The 22,189-nt window shown below is 68.4% G+C and carries 20 protein-coding genes; 13 read left to right on the top strand and 7 right to left on the bottom strand.

The window, feature by feature from the left end; all coding sequences use genetic code 11:
• Positions 1-19: 19 nt before the first annotated feature.
• The 3 genes from GLP40_RS31955 to GLP40_RS31945 all read left to right on the top strand — a co-directional run bounded on the left by GLP40_RS31955 (position 20) and on the right by GLP40_RS31945 (position 3,054).
• Complete coding sequence (locus GLP40_RS31955; protein ID WP_230330139.1) at positions 20-658, top strand: CHAP domain-containing protein; 639 nt, start codon at positions 20-22, stop codon at positions 656-658.
• A 156-nt stretch (positions 659-814) separates the two neighbouring features.
• Positions 815-2,035: a hypothetical protein gene (locus GLP40_RS31950; RefSeq protein ID WP_154791738.1), complete on the top strand. Its 1,221-nt coding sequence runs from the start codon at positions 815-817 to the stop codon at positions 2,033-2,035.
• A 293-nt stretch (positions 2,036-2,328) separates the two neighbouring features.
• Entirely contained in the window at positions 2,329-3,054 is a 726-nt protein-coding gene (locus GLP40_RS31945) for a DUF1906 domain-containing protein (protein WP_154791737.1), read from the top strand.
• A gap of 67 nt (positions 3,055-3,121) precedes the next feature.
• Here GLP40_RS31945 and GLP40_RS31940 read toward each other — a convergent pair whose 3' ends face one another.
• A complete protein-coding gene (locus tag GLP40_RS31940) occupies positions 3,122-3,490 on the bottom strand; it encodes a hypothetical protein (RefSeq protein ID WP_154791736.1) in 369 nt (122 codons plus the stop codon).
• Positions 3,491-3,665: 175 nt separating this feature from the next.
• Complete coding sequence (locus GLP40_RS31935) at positions 3,666-4,421, bottom strand: Rv1157c family protein (RefSeq protein ID WP_196054874.1); 756 nt, start codon at positions 4,419-4,421, stop codon at positions 3,666-3,668.
• Between the two features lie 375 nt (positions 4,422-4,796).
• Between GLP40_RS31935 and GLP40_RS31930 the strand changes: the two genes are divergently transcribed.
• Both GLP40_RS31930 and GLP40_RS31925 read left to right on the top strand, forming a co-directional pair.
• Positions 4,797-5,996 (top strand): mannosyltransferase, encoded by a 1,200-nt coding sequence (locus GLP40_RS31930; RefSeq protein ID WP_154791763.1) that lies wholly within the window; start codon positions 4,797-4,799, stop codon positions 5,994-5,996.
• A 151-nt stretch (positions 5,997-6,147) separates the two neighbouring features.
• Positions 6,148-7,368 (top strand): mannosyltransferase, encoded by a 1,221-nt coding sequence (locus GLP40_RS31925; RefSeq protein ID WP_328290904.1) that lies wholly within the window; start codon positions 6,148-6,150, stop codon positions 7,366-7,368.
• Here GLP40_RS31925 and GLP40_RS31920 read toward each other — a convergent pair.
• Together GLP40_RS31920 and GLP40_RS33455 are read right to left on the bottom strand one after the other, a co-directional pair.
• Positions 7,310-7,603: a 4a-hydroxytetrahydrobiopterin dehydratase gene (locus GLP40_RS31920; protein ID WP_154791735.1), complete on the bottom strand. Its 294-nt coding sequence runs from the start codon at positions 7,601-7,603 to the stop codon at positions 7,310-7,312. The genes GLP40_RS31925 and GLP40_RS31920 overlap by 59 nt on opposite strands.
• Before the next feature lie 20 nt (positions 7,604-7,623).
• A complete protein-coding gene (locus GLP40_RS33455) occupies positions 7,624-7,800 on the bottom strand; it encodes a hypothetical protein (RefSeq protein WP_196054873.1) in 177 nt (58 codons plus the stop codon).
• A 169-nt stretch (positions 7,801-7,969) separates the two neighbouring features.
• Between GLP40_RS33455 and typA the strand changes: the two genes are divergently transcribed.
• From typA to GLP40_RS31895, 6 genes are all read left to right on the top strand, one after another.
• On the top strand, positions 7,970-9,868 hold the full coding sequence (gene typA, locus GLP40_RS31915) for a translational GTPase TypA (protein ID WP_328290903.1): 1,899 nt from the start codon (positions 7,970-7,972) through the stop codon (positions 9,866-9,868).
• A 302-nt stretch (positions 9,869-10,170) separates the two neighbouring features.
• On the top strand, positions 10,171-11,892 hold the full coding sequence (locus GLP40_RS31910; RefSeq protein ID WP_154791761.1) for an ABC transporter family substrate-binding protein: 1,722 nt from the start codon (positions 10,171-10,173) through the stop codon (positions 11,890-11,892).
• A complete protein-coding gene (mshB, locus tag GLP40_RS31905; RefSeq protein WP_328290902.1) occupies positions 11,889-12,782 on the top strand; it encodes an N-acetyl-1-D-myo-inositol-2-amino-2-deoxy-alpha-D-glucopyranoside deacetylase in 894 nt (297 codons plus the stop codon). The genes GLP40_RS31910 and mshB overlap by 4 nt, the downstream gene beginning before the upstream one ends.
• A 12-nt stretch (positions 12,783-12,794) precedes the next feature.
• Positions 12,795-12,953, top strand: coding sequence for a hypothetical protein (locus GLP40_RS33450; protein WP_196054872.1), 159 nt, complete (start codon positions 12,795-12,797; stop codon positions 12,951-12,953).
• 32 nt (positions 12,954-12,985) lie between these two features.
• Positions 12,986-13,447, top strand: a complete 462-nt coding sequence (locus GLP40_RS31900) for a hypothetical protein (RefSeq protein ID WP_230330138.1) — start codon at positions 12,986-12,988, stop codon at positions 13,445-13,447.
• 91 nt (positions 13,448-13,538) lie between these two features.
• The gene (locus GLP40_RS31895; protein ID WP_230330137.1) at positions 13,539-14,849 is read left to right on the top strand and encodes an FAD-binding oxidoreductase; all 1,311 of its coding nucleotides are present in this window, start codon (positions 13,539-13,541) and stop codon (positions 14,847-14,849) included.
• A 115-nt stretch (positions 14,850-14,964) separates the two neighbouring features.
• On the opposite strand, the gene GLP40_RS31890 is transcribed toward GLP40_RS31895, so the two are convergent.
• The 3 genes from GLP40_RS31890 to GLP40_RS31880 all read right to left on the bottom strand — a co-directional run bounded on the left by GLP40_RS31890 (position 14,965) and on the right by GLP40_RS31880 (position 18,755).
• Positions 14,965-16,638: a PH domain-containing protein gene (locus tag GLP40_RS31890; RefSeq protein WP_154791732.1), complete on the bottom strand. Its 1,674-nt coding sequence runs from the start codon at positions 16,636-16,638 to the stop codon at positions 14,965-14,967.
• Positions 16,635-17,141, bottom strand: a complete 507-nt coding sequence (locus GLP40_RS31885; RefSeq protein WP_154791731.1) for a PH domain-containing protein — start codon at positions 17,139-17,141, stop codon at positions 16,635-16,637. The genes GLP40_RS31890 and GLP40_RS31885 overlap by 4 nt, the downstream gene beginning before the upstream one ends.
• A 180-nt stretch (positions 17,142-17,321) precedes the next feature.
• On the bottom strand, positions 17,322-18,755 hold the full coding sequence (locus tag GLP40_RS31880) for a hypothetical protein (protein WP_154791758.1): 1,434 nt from the start codon (positions 18,753-18,755) through the stop codon (positions 17,322-17,324).
• Between the two features lie 341 nt (positions 18,756-19,096).
• On the opposite strand from GLP40_RS31880, the gene GLP40_RS31875 reads away from it, so the two are divergent.
• Positions 19,097-21,715, top strand: coding sequence for a bifunctional FO biosynthesis protein CofGH (locus tag GLP40_RS31875; RefSeq protein WP_154791730.1), 2,619 nt, complete (start codon positions 19,097-19,099; stop codon positions 21,713-21,715).
• Between the two features lie 143 nt (positions 21,716-21,858).
• On the top strand, positions 21,859-22,182 hold the full coding sequence (gene fdxA, locus GLP40_RS31870; protein ID WP_040812194.1) for a ferredoxin: 324 nt from the start codon (positions 21,859-21,861) through the stop codon (positions 22,180-22,182).
• Positions 22,183-22,189 lie beyond the last annotated feature (7 nt).

Here is a 22,189-nt window from a genome sequence, read left to right as displayed (position 1 = left end):
CCGGGGACGGGGAGGACACATGACGACCGATATCGCGCCGCCGCCGCGCGGACGCCGCCGCTGGCCGGCGGCGGTCATGGCGCTGGTGGTCATTTCGGCGTTGGCGGCCGGTGTGCGCTGGTGGCAGCAGCGGGAGCACATCGCCGAGGGCCCGCGGGTGATGGACGGACGCCTGATACACGATTTTCCCGAGGTCGATTCCGCGGCCCTCAGTGCCGAACAGACGCGGATCGTGGATGTACTGCGACAACAATTCGACGAGCAGAGCGGCCGCGACAAATACTCCGAGGGTATTGACGAACCGTGGTGTGCCGACTTCGTCAGCTGGGTGATGCGCGCCGCTGGACAACCACTCGCCAATCCGAATTCCGGATCGTGGCGCATACCGGGCGTCTACACCTTGGAGGAGTACTTCCGGGGACAGGACCGTTTCGAGCAGGGGAACTCGAGTTATACGCCGCGTGTCGGAGATGTGGTGATGTACTCGGATTCCAGTGTGTTTCACCAGCACACGAATATTGTGATCGCGGTGGATTCGGATACGATCACCACGGTCGGCGGCAACGAGGCCGGCGAATCCGGGGGTGTCGCAATCCACAAATTCCGCCCGTCCGGCACATCGGGGCTGGTCGGGTTCGGGCGATTGGGAACACGCTGATTCCACATTCTGGAAACACACGGGGCGGGGTGTACTACTGAGCGCGTCTTCCGCCTACGATGGGTTTCGGCGGCGCCCGGCAGCGCCGTCGATTGATCCCTGTCCTGCTGCCCCCTCATCGGCAGGACAGGGGTCCCGCCCGACGAAAGTAGCTGGATGACGTCGTCCGACGAACCGACCTGGATCGATTACGCCGAATTCGGCGAACGTTTCGTGGCGGCGGCGGTAACGGAATCCCGGATCGAATCCGCGGTCTCCAGTGTGGCCGGGCGGGGTATCACCATCGGCCCCTTCGGCATCGGCCCCGCCGGACTCGCCCGGTTCGTGGCCAAGGGCAGCATCGGCAAACCCACCATCATCCGGCGCTGGCCGCATGTCCACTTCGATGTCATGCTTCCGGTGAAACTGCGGGTCGACGTCACCCTCGGCGGGCAGCGGCTGCGGTTGGAAGCGGTCGTGGAGATCGACCTCACCCTGCACGCCCACACCGCCGATCCGCTACTCATCGTCATCGACATTCCCCCGGTCACCGGTCGCGACGTCAGCTTCGTCATGCGTGCGCAAGCCATCGGCACCGCCTGGGAACTGCTGCTCGACCCCATCGCCAAACTGGTGCAGCGCGAGGTCGCCAACCGCATCAACGGGATTCTGGCGGACCCGGATTCGCAGCGTGCCCGCACCTTCGACGTGCAGGCCATCCTCGACAACACCCGCTCGCCCTACCGGGGCCGTCCCACCCACGAGTGGATCGGCTACGACGAGTTCGGCCGCCGGTTCTTCGCCCGCATCGTCACCGCGGAACGGGTACGGCAGGTGGTCGAGTCCATGGCGGGCAAGCCCATCGAGGTCGGGCCGCTGCGCACCGGCCCGGGCAACAAGGCCGAGGTCTGGGTGCAGGGCAGCGTACGGCTGCCCCGGGTCGCCGAGGCCGGCCCGGTCACCGTCACGCCCGCGCCCGAGCCGCGGATCGCCGAATTGCCCCATGCCGCAGCCGAATCGGCGGCCGCCGCCGAGGAGCATTCGCGCGCCCATGATCCCTCGCTGGTGCGCTTCGACCTGACGATTCCGGTGAGCCTGGACATCTCCGTGGATGTGCTCAAGACCAACCGCTATCGCGCCGAGGTGCAGGTGCCCGTGGCGCTCACCGCGCGCGCCGCGGAGCCGTTGCTGATCGTTATCGACGCGGTGCCGCCGCGGGCCCGCGACATCGATCTGGAGATGACCGCCGAGGGCTGGCGGGCCGCCGCACTGGGCAAGCTGGCGGGCATGCGCAAGCAGATCGCGGCGCAGGTGGCCACGGTCGTGCGGTCCGAGGTTGCCGACGTGTCACGGCGGACCATCGATGTGGGCGCGCGCCTGGATTCCACGCGGGTCTGAGGGACCGCGCTCCCCGTTTCGGTAGCTGTAAATTCGCTATCGGCCGGTCGTTGCCCGGTTTCAGCCCGATGTGACATATGGTGCCTATGTGCTCGATGAGCCTGGCGATTCCAATGTGAATATGGTGAAATGAGGGCACGTTCAGGGCTCCCGGCGCACAGATGATCTTGTTGTTCATCGGGGAAGGTGCGCCGGGCACGCCGCATGTAGTTCCAACCGGTCAATGGTGAGACATCGTCTCCCAATCCTCACGACCGGAATGTTCGACCAGCGAGTGTGCGAAGGAGCCCGTGATGCGTTCTGACCATGTCAACCGACGGAACTTCCTCTCAGGGGCGACGGCGCTCGCCGCCGGAATCACCGCCGGACTGACCCTCCCGGCCGGCACCGCCGCCGCCAAGGACCGGCTCGGCACCCTCCTCGATTACGCCGGCGGCGTCCCCTCGGCCCAATCCATCAGCGACGACGGGCATCTCGGCGTCATCCGCTACGTCTCCGACCGGCGGCCCGGCGCCGAATGGATGGAAGGCAAGCCGCTGCTCGCCCGCGAGGTCGACGCGCTGCGCGCCGCGGGCCTGTCGGTGGTGTCCTGCTATCAGTTCGGCAAGGGGCCGACCGCCGACTGGCGCGGCGGCTACGAGGCCGGATTGAAGCACGCCGCACGGGGATTGATCCTGCACAAGGCCGCGGGCGGGCCCGACAACGCGCCCATCTACGCGTCCATCGATGACAACCCGGGCGACGACGATTTCGACAAGCACATCGAGCCGTACCTGCGGGGCTGGGAGACCGTGATCGGACACGGCCGCACGGGCGTCTACGCGAACTCGCCGACCATCGACAGTATTCGCGACGCGGGCCTGTGCTCGTTCTTCTGGCAACACAATTGGGGCACCCCGAAGGGATACGTCCACCCCGCCGCCCACCTGCACCAGTTCGAGATCGACGAGCGCGAGGTGGATGGCGTCTCGGTGGACGTGAACGCCGTACTGACTCCGCGGTACGGCCAGTGGTGGTGACGCCGACTCTCCGAACCGTGATGTGCCGCTGCCCTCGGCAGCCGCACTCGACGCTCAAAGAGACCGGTTAGGTCTGGCAGTGGCAGGTCGGGTCGAGCGCCAGGTCCGGCTCTTCCGCGACGACCCGGAACATGAGGTGGGGATCGGCGTGTTCGTTGTCGGCGCCGCCGTCGGCGAAGACCTCACCGTTCCCGTTCCAGGAGAACAGGGACCAGCGGGACAGCGCCGAGAAGGCGGAGCCGAGGCTACCGAAGGACGCCGAGGATAGGAGGGAGCCGAACGAGCCCACCGATCCGATCGACAGCACCGAACCCACGCTGCCGATGGACAGGATCGAATAGGCCGAGCCGATCGACAGGATCGATCCCTCCGAACGAATCGAGAGGATCGATCGGCGCGAATGCAGTCCCCGCACGGGGTTGGTCACAGCGGCCATAGATGTCGGTCTACCACACCACACCCCGAGAGAGCATGGTGACAACCGATCCGGTGAGTTTCGGGGCAACTCACCGGCTGTGCCGACAATCGGTTCGGCTCCCGAACCGGCGGCACGGGTGCCGGACGGTGAAGGGCTTTCGGTCGCCCGCTGAATATGCGGAGACGCGGTAGAGCTAGGCGACGGTGAAGAAACCGACGGTGGGCAGGAAGGAACAGGTGATCGGCTGCGACTCCGGATCGGCCTGGGTGGTCAGCGAACCCGAGACGACGGCGACCACGCGACCGGAACCGGTGTTGGCGATGGCCGACAGGGTGGCCGGGCCGTCCGGGTTGATGTGGGCCTCGTTGGTGAGGTTCATGGTGCCGGTGGCGCGGGTGTCGACGTTCAGCCACTGCACCGTCATCGGGGTGGGCTGGACATCGGTGGGCTGCTTGGTGCCCAGTGCGGTGAACACGAAACCGGCCTGGCCCTGCGCGGGTCCGGGCGGGGGCAGTTGCGCCGGGCCGGGAACGGCCAGCGCGGTGCCCACCGAGTCGGCGGAGGAGGAGATGCAGCCCTTGCCGACGGTCGGCCACAGGAACTGCGCGATGACCGGGCCGTCCTTCGGGATGTCCGGGCCGCCACCACCGCTGCCGTCCAGGAAGGTGATGATGGCGAGCAGCGTCGTCTTCACCTGATCGGGCAGGTTGCTGTTCTCCAGCAGCTGCTTGGCCTGGGCCAGGATGGCGTTCTTGGGGCCCGCGTCGGCGATGTCGGCGGGGCCGGTCGCCGCGCCGATGATGGCGGGGACCAGTGAAGCCAGGGCATCGACCGGGACCCCTTCGGGGATCATCGGAATCGACGAGGTGCTCTGGGGTGCGGGCGCGGGCTTCGCATAGGCCGTCGGCACGGCGACGGTGGCGCAGGCCGCCAGGGCCAACGCGGACATTGCGAACCGCGATCCTCGGGTGCGAAGCACTGGTGTAGCCGTCCTTACCTTCAGGGACATCATACGGCGATGGAGCCATCGCTCCGCGCCACTCTAGGGACCGGGCTGCCGTGTTGTACAGCCGCAGTGTGATCTTGGCGAACTAGATCAGCTGACGCTATCGAACGGACCGTCGGATTACGTGTTACAGATGTGGTCAGTGATGCAAATGTTACAGATCGGGGTCCGCGCTGCGCGGCACATTCGACTGTGCGACTACGCTTGTCGCGGCCGTAACGCCGTATTAGCGAAACCCGCGAGCCGCATTCGCCAGCCGTGCCCTCGGCCGGTGACCCGCCCGAGCTGAAAGACAGTGCCGTGAGTCGACACTTCCACATGGCCGCCGCGGCACTGGGCATTTCGGTGCTGGCCCGTCTGGCGTGGGTGCTGCTGTTGCCCAATGGCATGAACTTCGTGGACCTGCACGTCTATGTGGACGGCTCGGCGAATCTGGGCAGCGGCCACCTCTACGAGTACACCGATTCCAGCAAGACACCGGACTTTCCGCTGCCGTTCACGTATCCGCCCTTCGCGGCCCTGGTCTTCTATCCACTGCATTTCCTTCCGTTCAGCATGGTAGCCATCGGATGGCTGCTGGCCACGGTCGCGGCGCTGTTCGGCGTGGTGTGGTTCTCGCTCGAGATGCTGGTCGGGACCGAGGCCATGCGTGAACGGTCCTGGCGCACGGCCGCGGTGGCGTGGACCGCGATCGGCATGTGGCTGGAACCGGTGCGGACCACCCTGGACTACGGCCAGGTCAATGTGTTCCTCGTGCTGTTGGCCATGCTCGCGGTGCGCAGCGCCCGGTGGTGGGTGTCGGGCACGCTGGTCGGCGTGGCGGCCGGTATCAAGCTGACCCCGGCGGTCACCGGGCTGTATTTCGCGGCCCGCAAGCGCTGGTTGACGGCGGTCTGGTCGGCGGTGGTCTTCTTCGGGACCATCCTGCTGACGCATCTGTTCAGCCCCGGTGAGACCGACAAGTACTTCCGTGAGCTGCTCGGCGACGCGCACCGCATCGGGCCGGTCGGCTCGTCGACCAATCAGTCGCTGCGCGGCGCGCTCAGCCGCCTGCTCGGCCACGACGTGGTGTCCGGGCCGGTGTGGATCGCGGCGGCGCTGATCACGGCCGTACTGGCCTTCTTCGCCTGGCGTGCACTGGATTCCGACGATCGACTGGGCACGCTGATCATCGTGCAGTTGTTCGGGCTGATGGTCTCGCCCATCTCGTGGTCGCACCACTGGATCTGGCTCATTCCGGTGATCCTGTGGCTGCTCTACGGCCCGCTGCGGCGGGCGGCGGGCGCGTGGGTGCTGGCCGGGTACTGGCTGGTGGTCACGCTCATCGGCGTGCCCTGGGTGCTGGGCTTCTTCCAGGACTCGATCTGGACCATCTCGCGGCCGGGCATTCTGGCCTGGCTGGGGGCGGTGGACGCGATCGGCGTGCTGGCCCTCTATGTCTGGATCATCCGGGCGGGCCGGCTCAACTCCGGGCGTCGGGTCGATCGCCCTCGCGAGCGCGAGCCGATCGGCCGGTGACATAGCGCGTGCGGCGGGGGTCCGCAATGCCCCGAATCTTAGGGCCGCGGCGTATTCCATTGTGCGACTAGCGTTGTCGGCAGCCCGCAAGCCACATTCGCCAGCCGTGAACTCCGGTCGGTGAGCTCCACCCGACCCGAAAGTCCGTATTGTGACTCGACGTTTCCGCCTGGCTGCCGCCGCGCTCGGCGTTTCGGTGCTGGTTCGCCTGCTGTGGGCGCTGTTCTGGCCCGGCGACCTGATCCTCGTGGACCTGCACGTCTACGTGGAGGGGGCCGCGAACCTGTTCCGCGGAAACCTCTACGACTGGACCGATTCCAGTAGATCACCGCAATTTCCGCTGCCGTTCACCTATCCGCCGTTCGCGGCGCTCGTCTTGTACCCGCTGCATTACCTGCCGTTCGACGTGGTGGCCGTCGGATGGCTGCTGGCCACGGTCGCGGCGCTGTTCGGCGTGGTGTGGATCTCACTGGAGATGATGGTGGGCCGCGAGGCCATGCGCGAGCAGTCGTGGCGTACCGCCGCGGTGGCGTGGACCGCGGCAGGCATGTGGCTGGAACCGGTGCGGTCCACCCTCGACTACGGCCAGGTGAACGTGTTCCTGGTGCTGTCGGCCATGGTCGCGGTGCGCAGTACCCGCTGGTGGGTGTCGGGCACGCTGGTCGGTTTGGCGGCCGGGGTCAAGCTGACCCCGGCCGTGACCGGGCTGTATTTCACGGCCCGGCGGCGGTGGCTCGCGGTGATCTGTTCGGCGGCGGCCTTCCTCGGGACCATCGGCGTGACCTACCTGCTCACGCCCGGTGAGACCGGTAGGTACTTCGGGGAACTTGTCGGCGATCCACATCGCATCGGGCCGGTCGGTTCGGTGATCAATCAGTCGCTGCGCGGCGCGCTCACCCGCCTGGCCGGGCACGACGTGGGCTCCGGCCTGTTATGGAAGACGTCCGTGCTGGTGACGGCCGTGCTCGCGTTCTTCGCCTGGCGCGCATTGCGTTTCGACGACCGGCTGGGCACGCTCATCATCGTGCAGCTGTTCGGCTTGATGGCCTCGCCGATCTCCTGGTCGCATCACTGGGTGTGGCTGGTGCCGACGATGCTGTGGCTGCTCCACGGCCCGCTGCGCGAGGCCCCCGGTGCACGCGTCATGGCAGGATTCTGGCTGGTCACAACGGTGATCGGCGTGCCGTTCGTGCTGGGAACGCTCCAGAAATCGATGTGGGACATCTCGCGCCCGGGCTATCTGTCCTGGCTGGGCGCGGCCAATGTGATCGGCGTGCTGGTCCTCTATGCGTGGATCATCCGGGCCGGGCGGCTCAGCCCTGAGCGTGCAGTCGATCGATCTCGCGAGCAAGAGCCATATCCCGTGCCGTGAGGCCGCCCGCGGAGTGGGTGGACAGCGTGAAAGTGACCCGCCGCCAGCGGATATCGATATCGGGATGGTGATCGGCGACCTCGGCCGCGGCGGCCACCCGCCGTACCAGTTCGATGCCGGCCAGGAACGACGAGGCCTCGATGGTGCGCCTGATGCTGTCGCCTTCGCGGGCCCAGTCGGGCAGTTCGGTGAGGGCCTTGGCGATGTCGTCGTCGGAGAGCAGCGCAGTACTCATGAATCCGGTCTACTCCGGATTCACGCAGCGCGCGCGACTTTCAGGCACTTCTTCAGTTCCTTGCCATGGCAGCCGGCGGCCTCGGCCTTCTTCATACGTATGATGACCACAGGGCATTTCACGCACCGCGTCTTCTTGCGGCAGCATTTCTTCTTCGGCTTCAGACCGGAGACGTCCTTCGCCTTCACCTTGCCCATGTTGGTTAGCTTAACCTAACCTCAGCCCATTGAACAGGTGAGGAAGTGCGGCCGGTAATGTGTAGCGCGCCGCATGCCCGGTGGAGTTCGCCATGTCTCGAAGTAGGCAGCCCCACGCATGAGACCCATCCGGGTCGGCATCAGACTTTTTCACCAGGAGGAATCAAACGTGTCGTCTGTCGAGTTCCGCAACGTCGCCATCGTGGCGCACGTCGACCACGGCAAGACAACACTGGTCGACGCCATGCTCCGGCAATCCGGTGCGTTCGCCGAACGAGCCGAGCTCGTCGACCGAGTGATGGACTCCGGTGACCTCGAGCGCGAGAAGGGCATCACCATTCTCGCCAAGAACACCGCTGTTCACCGGCATAACGCCGACGGATCGGTCACCGTCATCAATGTCATCGACACCCCCGGCCACGCTGACTTCGGTGGTGAGGTCGAGCGCGGCCTGTCCATGGTGGACGGCGTCGTGCTGCTCGTCGACGCGTCCGAGGGTCCGCTGCCGCAGACCCGTTTCGTGCTGCGCAAGGCTCTCGCCGCCTCGCTGCCGGTGATCCTGGTGGTCAACAAGACCGACCGCCCGGACGCCCGCATCGAGGAGGTCGTCGAGGAATCCCACGACCTGCTGCTGGACCTGGCCTCCGACCTCGATGACGAGGCCTCCGAAGCCGCCGAGCTGGCCCTCGACCTGCCCGTGCTCTACGCCTCCGGCCGCGCGGGCGTGGCCTCCACCAGCCGCCCCGAGAATGGCCAGGTGCCGGACGCGGAGAACCTCGACGAGCTGTTCGAGGTCCTCATGAAGTACGTCCCCGCCCCCAAGGGCGACCCGAACGCGGCGCTGCAGGCGCACGTCACCAACCTCGACGCCTCCCCGTTCCTGGGCCGCATCGGCCTGGTGCGCATCCACAACGGCACCCTGAAGAAGGGCCAGAACGTCGCCTGGATGCACGGTGACGGCGTCAAGACCGTCAAGATCACCGAGCTGCTCAAGACCATCGGCGTCGAGCGTCAGCCCGGCGAGGAGGCCGTGGCCGGTGACATCGTCGCCATCGCGGGCATCCCGGACATCATGATCGGCGACACCCTCGCCGACGTCGACAACCCGGTCGCGCTGCCGCGCATCACCGTCGACGAGCCCGCCATCTCGGTGACGATCGGCACCAACACCTCGCCGCTGGTCGGCCGGGTGCAGGGCCACAAGCTGACCGCCCGCATGGTGAAGTCGCGCCTGGACCAGGAGCTGGTCGGCAATGTGTCGCTGCGCGTGCTCGACATCGGCCGCCCGGACGCCTGGGAGGTGCAGGGCCGTGGTGAGCTGGCGCTGGCCATCCTGGTCGAGCAGATGCGCCGCGAGGGCTTCGAGCTGACCGTCGGCAAGCCGCAGGTGGTCACCAAGCAGGTCGACGGCAAGGTGCATGAGCCCTTCGAAGAGCTGACCATTGACTGCCCGGACGAGTACCTGGGCGCCGTCACCCAGCTGCTGGCTGCTCGCAAGGGCAAGATGGTCCAGATGAGCAACCACTCCGCGGGGTGGGTGCGCATGGAGTTCATCGTCCCCTCGCGCGGTCTGATCGGTTTCCGCACCGACTTCCTCACCGAGACCCGCGGCACCGGCATCGCCAACGCCGTATTCGACGGCTACGCCCCGTGGGCCGGTGAGATCCGCGCCCGCCACACCGGTTCGCTGGTCTCCGACCGCTCGGGCTCGGTCACCCCGTTCGCCATGATCCAGCTGGCCGACCGCGGCCAGTTCTTCGTGGAGCCGGGCGCCGACACCTACGAGGGCCACGTGGTCGGCATCAACCCGCGCGCCGAGGACCTCGACATCAACGTCACCCGCGAGAAGAAGCTGACCAATATGCGGTCCGCCACCGGTGACGTGCTCGAGACTCTGGCCAAGCCGCTGCAGTTGGATCTCGAAGGCGCCATGGAGTTCTGCGCCGCCGACGAGTGTGTCGAGGTGACCCCGGAGATCGTGCGTGTGCGCAAGGTCATCCTGAACGCCAACGACCGCCAGCGCGAAATCTCCCGCCGCAAGGCCCGCGACCGCGCTGTGTCGAACTAGCCTCCGCTTCGCTCCGGCCAAGGCGCGGGTCCATGGAGCCGTTCGGTCCCCCGATCCGAGCGCGGGGAGGCGGAGCGCAGTCCAGGATCGGGGCGGGCCGCGAACCTGCAGGTGCTGTTCGGGGAAATCGAGAGAGTGTCAGTGGCGGCGAGCTGTGATCACCCGGCATGGTGCCCGTCGTTCGTCGCTCGGGCGGCGGACACCATGCGGGCGCCGTTGACGGCCGGGCCTTGGAAAGTGGATCCAGTAAAGTGCCGAAGGTGAGAACGGGGCCCCGGGTGCGCGCATCGTGGCGTGTGGTGATGTTGATGGTGGCGGCCCTGCTGATGGTTGCGACCGGGTGCACCGCGAATCCGCCGCCGCCCATCGAGTCGACCGACAGTCCCAAGACGCAGCCCGCCAAGCCGGGGAAGAACTCGGTCGTGGTGGCCGTGGACGATATCGGCATCGGGTTCAATCCGCATCTGCGGTCGCAGCAGTCGCCGGCGACGGCGGCCGTCGCGTCCATGGTGTTGCCGAGCCCGTTCCGGCCCGGTCCGACGCCGGGTGTGCCGGGCGGCACCGACTGGAATCTGGATCCGGCTCTCATGGTGTCGGCGGATGTGACGGCGCAGGAGCCGTTCACCATCACCTATCAGATCAAGAACGAGGCGTCCTGGTCCGACGGCGCGCCCATCGCCGCCGAGGACTTCAGATACCTCTGGCAGCAGATGATCACGCAGCCGGGCGCGGTGGATCCCGCGGGCTACCGGTTGATCTCGGACGTCAGTTCCTCGGCCGGCGGTAAGACGGTGACCGTCACCATGACCCAGCCGTTTCCGGGTTGGCGGCAGCTGTTCGCGGATCTGCTGCCCCAGCACCTGGTGAAGGACTCCGGTTTCGAGCAGGGGCTCATCGACACCATCCGGATCTCGGGCGGTCAGTTCCGCATCAAGCAGGCGGACCGCGGCCGCGAGGAAATTCTGCTGGAACGCAATGACCGGTACTGGGGTCAGCCCGCGGTACCGGATCAGATTCTGTTGCGGCGCGGCGGAACTCCCGCACAGGTGGCCGAGTCGCTGCGGGTCGGGGACGCGCAGATGGCGCTGGTGCACGGCGGGGTGGCGTTGCAGGCGCAGCTGGCGGCGATTCCGTCGGTGCGCACCGCCATGATGCCGCAGTCTCGCGAAATGCAGCTGGTGCTCAATGGCCGCGCCGGTGACCTGTCCGATGTCCGGGTGCGACGCGCGGTGCTGGCGCTGCTGGATCCGGTGCTGCTGGCCACGGTCGGCGCGCAGACCGGCAGTTGGGTGGAACCGGTGCGGGCGCAGGTGCTTTCGCCCTCGGATCCCGGCTATGTCGCCACCGAGCCGCCGCGTCTCAGTCAGGAGGAGGCGTTCGGGCTGCTGGCCGCGGCCGGATTCGCCCGGGCCGCCGAGACTCCCGTTGCCCAGTCGGCGACTTCGCCCGCGCCGCAACCGCGTTCGCTGGCCAAGAACGGCAAGTCGCTGACGGTGCGGATCGGCGCGGTGGACGGCGACACCACCACGCTGGCGGTGGCCAATACCGCGGCGGACCAATTGCGTAGTGCCGGAATCGATGTCATGGTCAGCAGCGTCACCGCCGCGCAGCTGTACAGCAAGGAGCTGACCGACGGCGGGATCGACGCCGTGGTCGGCTGGGAACGCACCGGCGAGGATCCGGCCACGGTGCTGGCGTCGCGCTACGGGTGCACGCCGGCGGCTCCGCCCGGCGACACCGCCGACACCACCGTGGCGGACGGCGCCAAGAAGTCCCCGTCGAACCTGTCCGGTGTGTGTGATCCGAGCCTGCAGCCCGGTATCGACGCCGCCCTGCGCGGCATCGATGCGGGCAAGGTGATCGGTGAGACCGAACCGAAGTTGTGGGAGCTCGCGACCGTGCTGCCCATCGTGCAGGACACCCAGGTGGCGGCGGCGGGCCCGCGCGTGGACGGTGCTTCGCTGAGCGGCGCCATCCAGACCGGCATCTTCGGTGATGCCGCCAACTGGCGGAGGCTGCCGTGAACCTGCTCGACGCCTCCCGGCACGGCCTGCTGCTGGTGCACGCGCATCCGGACGACGAGTCCATCACCACCGGCGGCACCATCGCCCACTACCGCAAGCGGGGCGTCCCGGTCACCGTCGTGACCTGCACGCTGGGCGAGGAGGGCGAGGTCATCGGGGACGATTACGCGCACCTGGTGGCCGGGCAGGCCGATCAGCTGGGCGGGTACCGGATTCTCGAATTGACCAGGGCGCTGGCCGAGTTGGATGCCGGCGTGCCGCGCTTCCTGGGTGGTGCGGGCCGCTGGCGGGACTCCGGGATGGCCGGGACGCCGTCGGCGCGTAACCCGCGCGCCTTCGTGAACTCCGGCCCGGCGGCGGTCGACGCGCTGGTACGGGTGATCCTGGAGCTGCGTCCGCGTGTGGTGATCGGCTATGACCCGCGCGGCGGCTACGGGCATCCGGATCACATTCGCGCGCACGAGATCACCATGGCGGCCGTGCACGCGGCGTCGGACCGGGGCTGGACGGTCCCGAAGCTGTACTGGACGGTCACCGACGGCGCCGCGCTGTCCATGCACACCGAGGCGCTCAAGCGGCGCACTGTGGATCAGCTGCCGGGCGCGCTGCCGCGCGGCTGGCGGCTGCCGCACACCGGCGAATTGGCCTGTGTCTCCGCCGAATCGGTGACCACCGCGATCGACGTGTCCGATGCCCTGTCGGCCAAACGCGCCGCCCTTCGCGCCCACGCCACCCAGGTCACGGTCGCCCCGTCGGGCCGGGAGTTCGCGCTGTCGAACGATGTCGCCCAGCCGGTGCTGCCGGAGGAGCATTACATTCTGGTGCGTGGTGAGCGCGGCCCGCTCGGCCCCGACGGTCGCGAACATGATCTCTTCGGCGGGCTGGAATGAGAGACTGAGGCTATGTACAACTGGGACCTCCAGAACGCGATCGTGGCGTTCGTCGAGAGCCAGCGGCCCTACTTCGAGTGGCAGCATGAGCTGTACCTGTCGGTGCTGTACGGCTTCGTGGACATGCAGAGTCAGCTGCTGACGCTGCTCGGTTTCCCACCGGTGCCGTGACGGCGGCCGTCGGTGCCCGGACGGGTGACGCGGTGAGGGCGGCGGGGCCGGTGCACGGGGTGCTCACCGCGGTGATCGGCGCGCTGTTGCTGATCGACGCGGTGATCACGCTCGGGTTCGAAGTGCTGTTCCTGCCCATCTACGCCGGCCAGGCTCATATTCCGGAGCCGACGCCGGTGCTGGCCGCGAGCAGCCTGGCCTCGGGCATGACCGACGGCGCGATTCCGGTGCCGCTCACGGCGTTGGCCGCCGCGGTGGTGAATGTGCTGCTGGTGATGGGCATGGGTGTGTTGACCCAGCGGATCGGGGTGATGGCGCTGCCGATCCTGGTGTGGGCCTTCGGCTTCCTGATCTGCGCGGGTTTCAGCCCGAGCGGGTACGCCCTGCTCATCGGTGACTGGCCCACCATGCTGCTGCTGATCTGTGGTCTGCTGCCCGCGGGCATGTACCTCTACTACCGCGCGACCGTCCGGCTGGCCGGGACCGGAGGCTGACCGAATCCTCGCGTCTTTGTCGCGGCGCTGTCACACTTCGCCGTCCTGTCTCGTCATCCTCATGAATCGCAATCACGATCAGGAACGAGGGATGACGATGGGATTCGAAGAACTGCGCAACACCGTCCGGGGCCGCGTTCTGGAGTCCGGTGACGCGGACTTCGAGGCGGCCGCCCGGCCATGGAGCCTGGCGGTGACGCAGCCGGTGGCCGCGGTCGCCGAGGTCGCCGACGGCGAGGACGTGGCGGCGGTGGTGCGGTACGCGCGCGCCGCGGGCCGCCCGGTGGTGATCCAGCCGACCGGGCACGGCGCGGCGGGCGGTGTCGACACCGCGATCCTGCTGCGCACCGGCGCGTTGAACCGGCTCGAGATCGATCCGGTCGCCCGGGTGGCGCGGGTCGGCGCGGGCGTGCAGTGGGGTCGGGTGCAGGCGGCCGCGGCCGAGCACGGGCTGACCGGTCTGGCGGGCAGCAATCCGGTGGTCGGGGTGACCGGCTACACGTTGGGCGGTGGTCAGAGCTGGTTCGGCCGTAAGTACGGCTGGGCCTCGAATGCGGTGCGCGCCTTCGAGATCGTGGATGCCGAGGGTCGCCCGGCGCGGGTGACCGTGGACAGCGATCCGGATCTGTTCTGGGCGCTGTCGGGCGGCGGTGGCGATTTCGCGGTGGTGACGGGTCTGGAGTTCGAGCTGTTCCCCGCACCCGGTCTGTACGGCGGCCGTGTCATGTGGCCCGCCGCGAAGCTGACCGAGGTCTGGGATGCCTTCCGCGAGTTGACGTCGCGGGCTCCCGAGGAGCTGTCGGTGTGGTTCAGCCGCTTCCAGTTCCCGCAGGCGCCCGAGATGGTCGGCGTGGACTTGGCTTACTTGGGCGATCCCGAGCAGGGGCGGGTCCTCGTGTCCGCACTGGACCGCATCGAAGGCGCGGTCAGCGATACCCGTGGCGCCATGTCGGTGGCCGATCTCGGCGACATCACGACCGAACCCGCCGATCCCAGCCCGGCTATGACCCGTTCCGAACTCCTGCCGGACCTGTCTCCGGAGGCGGAGAAGATCATCCTCGGCGAATCGCTCGCCCCGCTCGTCAGCATCCAGGTCCGCCATCTCGGCGGCGCCCTGGCTCGGCCGGCGTCGGGTGCGCGGGGCGCGCTGGCCGACGGCTTCCTCATCTCCACGCTCGGCTTCGGCCTGCCGCACCTGCGCGATGCGGTGCTGGCCAAGTCGGACGCCGTCGTGGCGGAGTTCGGCGGGCTGCTGACCGGCAAGAAGCCCCTGACCTTCCTGGCTCCGGGCGAGACGGCCGCCGCCGCCTTCGACGCGGCGACCCTCAACCGGCTGCGCGCCATCAAGCGGGAGCGCGACCCGCACACCGTGATCCGCGCCAACTACCCGGTGCTCGGCTGATCCACGGCGCGGGAGAACGCACCCTGTACCTCGCCCGGCCCGGTGCCGATTGTCTTCGCACCGCGAATCACGTTCCGGCGGTGGATCATTCGATCCGCGGCCGGAACATTCGTGATCAGCGTCGGGTGGGTGTGCCGAGCCGGCCGGGAGTGACGGCCTCGATGAGCGACCAGGCTTGATCGAGCGGCAGATCGATGACGTGGTAGCGCTTCTTGCCCGCCGCCGATGCCGCAACCACGGTGGCGACCCCGGCGCGGCGCTGGAAGAACGTCTGACGCACGGTCCAGCCGATGACGCCGGGGGCCTCCAGACAGTCGCGGTCGCGGTCCAGGCAGCCGCTGCGGGTGATGAGCCAGGCGGGGGCGCTGTCGGTGGCCGGGAGCACGGCGTGGCCGAGGCCGCGGTAACGGTCCCATGCGAGGGCGGCGGCGATGGGCGTGGCGATCGCGAGCACGATCCACAGCCAGAGCGGGATGTGGCCGCCCGCAAGGGAAATGGCGAGCAGGACCGCCGCGATCAGCGCGAGCGGACCCAGGGTGCGGGTGTGGCGGCGGCGGTGCGCGGCCGGACCGTGGGGCAGCAGCGGCACGGTGACCAGCGCGGGGACCGGCAGCGCGCCCGCGGCCGGAACGGCCGAGATGGGTTGTGTCGCAGGGGATGCCGGTTCCTGCGCCGGTGTGGCCGCCGCGGCGCCCAGGAGGTGGGCGAGGGTGCGGTGGACGGCGGTGCGGGGAGCCTGCGGCAGCATCTTCTGCCGCGGGCTGGTGCCGGTCATGATGGCCTCGAGCTCGGCGGCGCCCGCCACGCGCAGCAGCAGCGGCTCGTTGACGGTCGCCCCGCGCAGGCGGGCCAGGTCGAGGGTCGTCTGCCGGGTGGTGAACAGGCCGTGGCGGATGGTGAGGGTCTTGCCGTCGTCGAGGACGTTCAGCCCGAACCAGGTCATGAGGTAGCGCGCGCAGGCGGCCAGGCTGACCACGACCACCAGGATCACGACGAGCAGCGCGATCACGGCGGCGATGACGGTCGCGCCGCGGTGACCGACATCCTGGACCGTGCCGGATTTCAGGAAGAGCTGGGCGAAGCCGTACTGGAAGGCCAGACCGACGACCGGGGCGATAATGGCGAAGCCGGTCAACGAGAGTGGGGCGTAGCGCACCCAATCCGGTTGCCAGTGCGCGATTTCCACGGATCGGGGCTGCGCTGCCGTGTGCGGCGCTTCGCCCTCCGTTGTAATCGCCGGGGAGTCAGGGGATTCCGTGCCCGAGCCGGTGTGCGCCAGCAGGGCGAGCCGAAGTTCCGGCACCAGCTTGGCGTCCAGCGAGTCCAGTTTGAACTGCTCCCGTTTGTCCGCGTGCTGCCCGGTGCCGATGGACAGCACCGCCAGCCCGAGCACCCGGTGCAGCAGGTCGGCCTGTACGTCCACCGACCGCACTCGGTTGCGCGGCACCGAGAGCTGTTTGCGCTTGACGAGCCCGGTGCGCAGCTCCACATTGTCCGGAGTGATCCGGTAGGCGGTGGTGAACCAGCGTGTGAGCGCGAAGCCGACGATGATCGCCACCACGCTCAGGCTCCACAGCGGATTGTCCTGGCTGGCTCCCGCTATCAGCGTGGCGATCAGGACCGGGATGAAGCGGATGAGCTCGGTGACCGGATGCACCAACAGCATGCGCTTGTCGAGCCGCTGCCAGGTCGCGGCGGCGGGGCCGACCGCCGCGGAGACCGGCGAAAGTACTTCCGTCGGATACGAATCCGAGTACCCGTCCGGATCGGGCTTCGGCGGCCGGCTCATGTGGCGTCCCCCCGGTGCTGTGCGGCGATGGCGGTGAGTTGGGCGACGGTGTCGCGCGCGTCGGCCAGCGCGAGCGCGCTGATGTGCACCGCCCCGGCCGAGGAGGCGGTGGTGACGGTGACGGTGGCCAGTCCGAGCAGCCGTTCCAGCGGTCCCCGGTAGGTGTCCACGGTCTGCACCCGGGTGATGGGCGCGACTCGGCTTTCCTGGGTGAACCACCCGGTCCGGGTATAGACGGCCTCGTCGGTGATCTCCCACCGGTGCACCGCGTACCGCCACAGCGGGATGGCCACGATGCTGAATGCCGCTGCCAGCAGCACGATTCCGAAGACCAGTGCCTGCGCACCGCGCCGGTGCGTATCGAACAGCGCCCAGATCCCCACCCCGAGTATCGGCACCAGCCAGGACAGCGCGGCGCTCACCGCCCACAGCAGTTTGGCGCGGGGGCTGGGACGCCGCGACGGGTCGGCCAGGATGCCGCCGGGAGCGAGGGGCTGGGACATGCTGGCACAGTACCGCCTCGCGGTGCCGCCTCCCCGTATCTCCAGCGGGCGGTCAGGGGCCGTTCACGGCCGGCAAACCGTGCCGGCGGTTGAGCGCCGAAAACAATTCCGGTCGTACCCGGCGAGTTGCCCTCGCCTGACGAGATCGGTTGTCGCGACCGCACATTGCGCCGTTCGTGGTCAGTGTGGCGTTATGCGGAACAGTCCGGTCGTGGTGCCCTGGTACTGGATTCGCCCGGGTGCGATGGTGCCGACCATCTCGAGGGTGTCGTCCACCGTGGTCGCGCCGATTGACTGCTCGGTGTCGACCTTGCCGGTGTCGGCGTCGATCACGGCGAAGCTGTAGTTGTCGGTCACCCCCGCGCTGCCGCTCCCGAGGCCGCTACTGCCGCTGCCCGGGGAACTGCTGCCGCCGGCGAGCAGGGAATGCCGGGTGAAGGTGTAGATCTTGCCGTCGGCCACGGACAGTCGAGGAACCGCCGAGGAGGGCACGGTGTTGGTCCAGATCACCGTGCAGCCGGAATCGGTGACGTCGATGCGGGTCATGCCGCCCGAGATCGGCGCGCTCGCCGGTTGACTGGTTCCGGCGTCGGGCGGCAGCGCCGGGTAGGGGTAGCCGTAGGTGCCGGCGACGAAAACGCTGTTGCCCGACCCGATGGGGGAGTTCTCGGTGCCGTCGATGGCGGGTACGGAGCAGACTTGCCGGCCGGTGGCGGTGTCGAAGACGAGCAGGTTCTCCTTGGTCGCCGCGTTGTCGGTGATGGCCAGGTATTCGGTGCCGTTACCGGGGCCGAAGAAGGTCGGCGTCGCGCCGGTGCCCCAGCTCAATTGGCCGGGCTTGCGGGCCGGGCCGCGGTCGTAGGCCTGCCGCCACACGATCTGCGGGTTGCCGTCGGCGTCCGCGTTCAGCAGGTACAGCGCGTGGTCGGTGGCCACGGCCATGCCCCGGGGTGCGGTGGCGATGCTGTTGGCCACGTTCTCGCCGGGCGCGAGCACGATCGAGTGCGCGGTGCCGTCGGTGTTGACGAATCCGGCCGCGGCGCTGTCGGTGGCGAACCACACCCGGCCCTGGTAGTCGGGGGACACCGAACTGACCGCGTCGCAGGCGCCGCCCCCGCAGTGCCCGGTAACCGCCTGTGTCACATCGGTTTTGGAGGCGATCGACAGCGACCAGGTGCCGTCGGAGCCGCGCTGGTGCCCGATTCGCAGCAGGCTGCCCGAGCCGTCCACCGTGACCATCCGGTCGTGATTGTCCAGGTAGGCGTAGACCCCGCCCAGCAGACTGCCCTTGGTGAGGTCGAGGCGGGCGAGGGTCTCGCCGTTGCCCGGGTCCAGTAGCAGCACCTCCGGCGCGCGGTCGGTGATCTTCGTGCACAGGGCCTGCGGGAAGCCGTCGGCGCCCTGCAGGATCGTCGGGCAGGCCGCGCCCTCCTCGTGGAAGTCGGCGTCGACCCCGCCGGCGCCCACGCCGGGTAGTGGTGTGGTGTCGGAGGCCTCGGCGTCGCCGTGCATGGTCGCGGTGCCCGCCGGCCCCAGATATGGATTGGCGGGCGGCACCGGTCCGAACGCGGAGGCGGTGCTGGCGGCGATGGTCAGCACAGCGGCGGCGCCCATGCCGGTGACGACGGCCGCGCGGCGGATTCTCGCGAGCACGAAGGTCTCTCCCTCTTCTTCTGCGAGGTGGTCGCCCGCGAGGCTATTTCATCGAGACTGAAATTTGAATAGCTGAAATCGACGGTGCACGCGTCGGCGCGACTGATTCCGCTGACGCCCCGGGTATCTCGTGGGGGTGCGCCCGAATTCGGGTCGGCGCCTGACCGCCGACACGGATGCTCGGCGGTCGAGGCTCTCAGCCGTTCGCTGAAGAGCCCGGGACGCGGAACGGAATACCGGACGAGGGTGGCCGGTTGGCTCGTTCCATGGCACCCGAGTCGGACCAGCCGGATGGATGGCGCATGATCGAGACCGTGACGGATCTACCGAACCCGAGCCTGCCGCCGAGCCCGGTCAGCAATACGGCCGCGCCCGCCGGTTCGGCCATGCGGCGCGCACTCCGCCGGGCCCGGGACGGTGCGACGCTCAACCTCGACGAGGCCGTGGTGCTGCTGCAGGCGCGCGGCGCGGAGCTGGAGGAGCTGTGCGCGGCGGCCGCACGGGTGCGCGACGCCGGGCTGCGGGAGACCGGTTACGCGGGGGAGGTGCTGCCGATCACCTACTCCCGCAAGGTGTTCATCCCGATCACGCATCTGTGTCGCGACCGCTGTCACTACTGCACCTTCGTCACCGTGCCCGGCAAGCTGCGCGCGCAGGGCAAGGGCATGTACATGGAGCCCGACGAGATTCTCGAGGTCGCCCGGCAGGGTGCCGAACTCGGTTGCAAGGAAGCGCTTTTCACCCTCGGTGATCGCCCGGAGGAGCGCTGGCCGCAGGCCCGGCAGTGGCTCGACGAGCGCGGCTATGACTCCACCCTGGATTATGTGCGCGCCATGGCGATCCGCGTGCTGGAGGAGACCGGCTTGCTGCCGCACCTGAATCCGGGCGTGATGAGCTGGGAGGAGCTCGCCCGGCTCAAACCGGTTTCGCCGTCCATGGGCATGATGCTGGAGACCACCTCCACCCGCCTGTTCACCGAACCCGGTCAGGCGCACTACGGTTCGCCGGACAAGGACCCGGCCGTGCGGCTGCGCGCCCTGACCGACGCCGGTCGGCTCTCGGTGCCGTTCACCACCGGCATCCTGGTCGGCATCGGTGAGACCGTGGTCGAGCGCGCCGAGTCCATTCTGGCGATTCGTAAGGTGCACAAGGCTTTCGGTCACGTGCAGGAAGTCATCGTGCAGAACTTCCTGGCCAAGCGGAACACCGCGATGCGCCACAGCCCGGACGCCGGGCTCGAGGAGTTCCGCGCCGCCATCGCCGTGACCCGGCTGCTGATGGGGCCGAAGATGCGCATTCAGGCCCCGCCGAATCTGGTGTCGCTGGATGAATGCCGGGCCCTGCTGGCGGCGGGTATCGACGACTGGGGCGGGGTCTCGCCGCTGACTCCGGACCATGTGAATCCGGAACGGCCGTGGCCGAATCTGGAGACCCTCGCACAGATCACCGCCGACTGCGGATATGTGCTCACCGAGCGCATGACCGCCCACCCGAAATACGTGTTGGCGGGCCATCCCTGGATTGATCCGCGAATTGCCGAACATGTTGCCGCGCTGATGGATCCGAAGACCGGCCTGGCCGCCGACGTGAAGCCGGTCGGCCTGCCCTGGCAGGAGCCCGACCACGATTGGGAATCGGTCGGCCGCACCGACCTGAACACCGCCGTCGACACCGAGGGCCGCCGGACCGAATTCCGCAGCGACTCGGGGATTGCCGATGATTCGCTTGGCGCCTTCGGCGACTGGGAGAGCATTCGCGAGCAGGTGCACGAGCTGTCCGTCTCCGCCCCCGAGCGCGTCGACGCCGATGTACTGGCCGCGCTGCGCGCCGCCGAGCAGGATCCGGCGGGCCTGTCCGACGACCAGTACCTGGCCTTGGCCACCGCCGATGGCCCGGCCCTGGAGGCGGTGACCGCGCTGGCCGACCAGCTGCGCCGCGACGCCGTGGGCGACGAGGTCACCTTCATCGTCAACCGGAATATCAACTTCACCAATATCTGCTACACCGGCTGCCGCTTCTGCGCGTTCGCGCAGCGCAAGGGCGATGCCGACGCCTTCAGCCTGAGCCCGGCCGAGGTCGCCGACCGCGCCTGGGAGGCGTGGGTCGAGGGCGCGACCGAGATCTGCATGCAGGGCGGCATCGATCCGGAACTGCCGGTCACCGGCTACGCCGACCTGGTGCGCGCCATCAAGGACCGCGTCCCCGAGATGCACGTGCACGCCTTCAGCCCGATGGAGATCGTCAATGGCGCCTCCCGTGGCGGGCAGTCGGTGCACGACTGGCTGTCGGCGCTGAAAGAGGCCGGGCTGGACAGCATTCCGGGCACCGCGGCCGAGATCCTCGACGACGAGGTGCGCTGGGTGCTGACCAAGGGCAAGCTGCCCGCCTCGGCCTGGGTCGACGTGGTCACCACCGCGCACCGGCTGGGCCTGCGCTCCAGTTCGACCATGATGTACGGGCACGTGGACAATCCGGAGCACTGGGTCGGCCACCTGAACGTGCTGCGCGGAATCCAGGACGAGACGGGCGGTTTCACCGAATTCGTGCTGCTGCCGTTCGTGCACCAGAGCGCCCCGCTCTACCTCGCGGGCGCGTCGCGGCCGGGCCCCACCGTGCGCGACAACCGGGCCGCCCATGCCCTGGCCCGCATCATGCTGCACGGCCGTATCGACAACATCCAGACCAGCTGGGTCAAACTGGGTGTCAAGGGAACCCGGCTCATGCTCGATGGTGGAGCCAATGACCTCGGCGGCACGCTCATGGAGGAGACCATCTCCCGCATGGCGGGGTCCGAGCACGGATCCGCCAAGACGGTCGAGGAACTGACGGAGATCGCCTCGGGCATCGGCAGGCCGGTCCGGCAGCGCACCACCACCTACGGTGTGCCGCCGCACCGCTCGTCCATGAGCTTGCTCGTCTGAGTTGCAGCGACGGGGGCGCAAGGGTCGCGACCGGCGCCATCGACCTGCGCCTTGCCCGTAGCGAAGCGAAGGGCAAATTGGACACTGCTAGGGTTTTGTCGGGCGGAGTATCCCGCAGGTGAGGACAGACTAGGAGAGCGGCAGTGCCGTACATCATCGCTGAACCGTGCGTTGACGTGAAGGACAAGGCGTGCATCGAGGAATGCCCCGTGGACTGCATCTACGAGGGCGGTCGCATGCTGTACATCCAACCGGACGAGTGCGTGGACTGTGGTGCATGTGAACCGGTCTGCCCGGTGGAAGCGATCTTCTACGAAGACGACACCCCGGATCAGTGGGCCGGTTACGTCAACGCCAATGTCGACTTCTTCGACGACCTGGGTTCGCCGGGCGGCGCCACCAAGGTCGGCAAGGTCGACTACGACCCGCCGTTCATCGCCGCGCTGCCGCCGATGGCCAGCGAGTAGGACGAGC

This window comes from Nocardia aurantiaca (assembly GCF_009708175.1).
Classification (GTDB): domain Bacteria; phylum Actinomycetota; class Actinomycetes; order Mycobacteriales; family Mycobacteriaceae; genus Nocardia; species Nocardia aurantiaca.
The sequence above is the reverse complement of the archived record's forward strand: the minus strand, read 5'-3'. Positions and strand labels throughout refer to the sequence as shown.

Bases quoted from the DNA above. Each gene is read 5' to 3' on its own strand.
- GLP40_RS31935 (WP_196054874.1), bottom strand. From the start codon at position 4,421: ATGTCCGCGTTGGCCCTGGCGGCCTGCGCCACCGTCGCCGTGCCGACG.
- GLP40_RS31950 (WP_154791738.1), top strand. From the start codon at position 815: ATGACGTCGTCCGACGAACCGACCTGGATCGATTACGCCGAATTCGGC.
- GLP40_RS31890 (WP_154791732.1), bottom strand. From the start codon at position 16,638: ATGAGCCGGCCGCCGAAGCCCGATCCGGACGGGTACTCGGATTCGTAT.
- GLP40_RS31955 (WP_230330139.1), top strand. From the start codon at position 20: ATGACGACCGATATCGCGCCGCCGCCGCGCGGACGCCGCCGCTGGCCG.
- GLP40_RS33450 (WP_196054872.1), top strand. From the start codon at position 12,795: ATGTACAACTGGGACCTCCAGAACGCGATCGTGGCGTTCGTCGAGAGC.
- GLP40_RS31940 (WP_154791736.1), bottom strand. From the start codon at position 3,490: ATGGCCGCTGTGACCAACCCCGTGCGGGGACTGCATTCGCGCCGATCG.
- GLP40_RS33455 (WP_196054873.1), bottom strand. From the start codon at position 7,800: ATGGGCAAGGTGAAGGCGAAGGACGTCTCCGGTCTGAAGCCGAAGAAG.
- GLP40_RS31930 (WP_154791763.1), top strand. From the start codon at position 4,797: ATGGCCGCCGCGGCACTGGGCATTTCGGTGCTGGCCCGTCTGGCGTGG.
- GLP40_RS31885 (WP_154791731.1), bottom strand. From the start codon at position 17,141: ATGTCCCAGCCCCTCGCTCCCGGCGGCATCCTGGCCGACCCGTCGCGG.
- GLP40_RS31880 (WP_154791758.1), bottom strand. From the start codon at position 18,755: ATGGGCGCCGCCGCTGTGCTGACCATCGCCGCCAGCACCGCCTCCGCG.
- GLP40_RS31945 (WP_154791737.1), top strand. From the start codon at position 2,329: ATGCGTTCTGACCATGTCAACCGACGGAACTTCCTCTCAGGGGCGACG.
- GLP40_RS31875 (WP_154791730.1), top strand. From the start codon at position 19,097: ATGATCGAGACCGTGACGGATCTACCGAACCCGAGCCTGCCGCCGAGC.
- GLP40_RS31895 (WP_230330137.1), top strand. From the start codon at position 13,539: ATGACGATGGGATTCGAAGAACTGCGCAACACCGTCCGGGGCCGCGTT.
- GLP40_RS31910 (WP_154791761.1), top strand. From the start codon at position 10,171: ATGTTGATGGTGGCGGCCCTGCTGATGGTTGCGACCGGGTGCACCGCG.
- GLP40_RS31920 (WP_154791735.1), bottom strand. From the start codon at position 7,603: ATGAGTACTGCGCTGCTCTCCGACGACGACATCGCCAAGGCCCTCACC.